Source organism: Streptomyces huiliensis (assembly GCF_020037025.1).
GTDB lineage: Bacteria > Actinomycetota > Actinomycetes > Streptomycetales > Streptomycetaceae > Streptomyces > Streptomyces huiliensis.
Genome location: NZ_JAIQLH010000478.1, coordinates 1 through 1854, shown reverse-complemented (window position 1 = coordinate 1854; position 1854 = coordinate 1). Strand labels below are relative to the sequence as shown.

Genomic DNA, 1854 nt, shown 5'->3' with positions numbered 1-1854 from the left:
GCCGGCTTGGGGGGTTCCGGGAGGCGCGGCGCTTCCTCCAGGATGACGTGGGCGTTGGTGCCCCCGACCCCGAAGGCGCTCACCGCGGCCCGCAGCGGGCCGTCGGCCGTCCACGGCTCCAGCGCCGTCGGGACGCGGAACGGGCCGCTCGCGAAGTCGATGAGGGGGTTCGGGGCGTCGTGGTGCACCGTGGGCGGCACGGCCCGGTGTTCGAGCGCGAGGACGGTCTTGATGATGCCGGCGATCCCGGCCGCCGCGCCGAGGTGGCCGATGTTGCCCTTGACCGAGCCGAGCGCGCAGTACCCCCGCCGGTCGGTGGACTCCCGGAACGCCTCGGTGAGGGCCGCGACCTCGATCGGGTCGCCGAGGCGCGTGGCGGTCCCGTGGGCCTCGACGTACGTCACCGTGCCGGCGTCGACGCCGGCCGCCACCTGGGCGGCCACGATGACCTCCGCCTGCCCGGCCGGGCTCGGGGCCGAGAAACCGACCTTGCGCCGGCCGTCGTTGTTGATCGCGGAACCCCGGATGACGGCCCGGATCCGGTCGCCGTCCGCCAGCGCGTCGGACAGCCGGCGCAGGACGAGGACGCCGGCCCCGTCGCCGTTGAACGTGCCCGCCGCGTCCGCGGCGAACGGCCGGCACGCCCCGTCGGGGGAGAGCGGGCCGTCGGGCACGTGGCGGTACCCGAGCATCGCCTGCGGATCCACCGACACCGCGCCGACCACGGCGATGTCGCACGCGTACGCGGCCAGCGCCTCGCCGGCGGTGTGCACGGCGACGAGCGCGGTCGAGCAGGCCGTGTTCATCGAGACGCTCGGGCCCGTCAGCTCCAGGTCGTAGGACAGCCGGGTGGCCAGCGTGCCGAGGGAGTTGGCGGTGGCCGCGTGGATCAGGCCCACGGAGGCGGGCTCGCCGGCGTGCCGCGGGTGCACGTTGTACGAGTAGTAGCGGCTGTCGCCGGCGCCCGCGTAGACCCCGACGACGCGGTCGCCGTGGCCGTCCGCGTACCCCGCGTCCTCCAGCGCGTGGTAGGCGGTCTCCAGGAGCACCCGCTGCTGCGGGTCGATGAGTTCGGCCTCGGCCGGACCGTAGCCGAAGAACGCGGCGTCGAAGCGGTCGGCGTCGGGCAGCACCGCCGCCACACGGACCAGGGACGGGTCCTCCAGGTCCGCCGGATCGCCCCCGGCGGCCAGGAACTCCTCCTCCGTCACCTCCCGGACGCCCTGCCGGCCCTCGCTCAGCAGCGCCCAGAACTCCTCCAGCGTGTTCGCGCCCGGGAACCGGCCGGCCATCCCGACGACGGCCAGCGGCTCCGTCGCCATGTCCTCATTCAGCATGCGATGCCTCCTCTTGGCCCTGCCGGCCCTGCTGACCCTTCCGGCCCTTCCCGTTCCGCTGGGCGCGCGCCGCGAGCCGGCGGCGGGCCTGCTCGCGGGTGGCGCCGAGGGCGCTCCCGGCCGTATCCGACCCGCCACCGGCCTCGTCGCCGCCGGTTCCGTCGCCGCCGTCACCCGGCGCCGTGATGTCCCGCCGGCCCGCCAAGTGCCCGGCGAGCGAGTGCGCGTTGGGGTGGGCGAACAGGTCGACCACCGTCAGCGCGCCGCCCAGGGCCTCGTTCAGCTCGGCCTGGGCCCGCACCAGTAGCAGCGAATGCCCGCCCAGGTCGAAGAAGTTGTCCCCGGACCCCACCCGCTCGCGGCCCAGCACCCGCCGCCAGACGGCGAGGACGGTCTCCTCCAGCACGCGGACGCGGTCGCCGCCGGCCGCGCCGGAAGCCGCGCTCCCCTCGGCGGCGGGCGCCGCCGAGGACGCGGCCCGGACGACCGCGCCGTGCCCGGTGACGCCGCCGCAGGC

Annotated in this window: 2 protein-coding genes; both read right to left on the bottom strand. The window is 76.3% G+C overall.

From position 1 onward, the window contains the following. Positions 1-1337, bottom strand: a 1337-nt coding sequence (locus JNW98_RS35285) for a beta-ketoacyl [acyl carrier protein] synthase domain-containing protein (protein WP_223772346.1), incomplete at its 3' end; no start/stop codon positions are given. Continuing rightward, positions 1327-1854: phosphopantetheine-binding protein (locus JNW98_RS35280; protein WP_223772345.1), on the bottom strand; the 528-nt coding region annotated here is incomplete at its 5' end. The genes JNW98_RS35285 and JNW98_RS35280, both read right to left, overlap by 11 nt.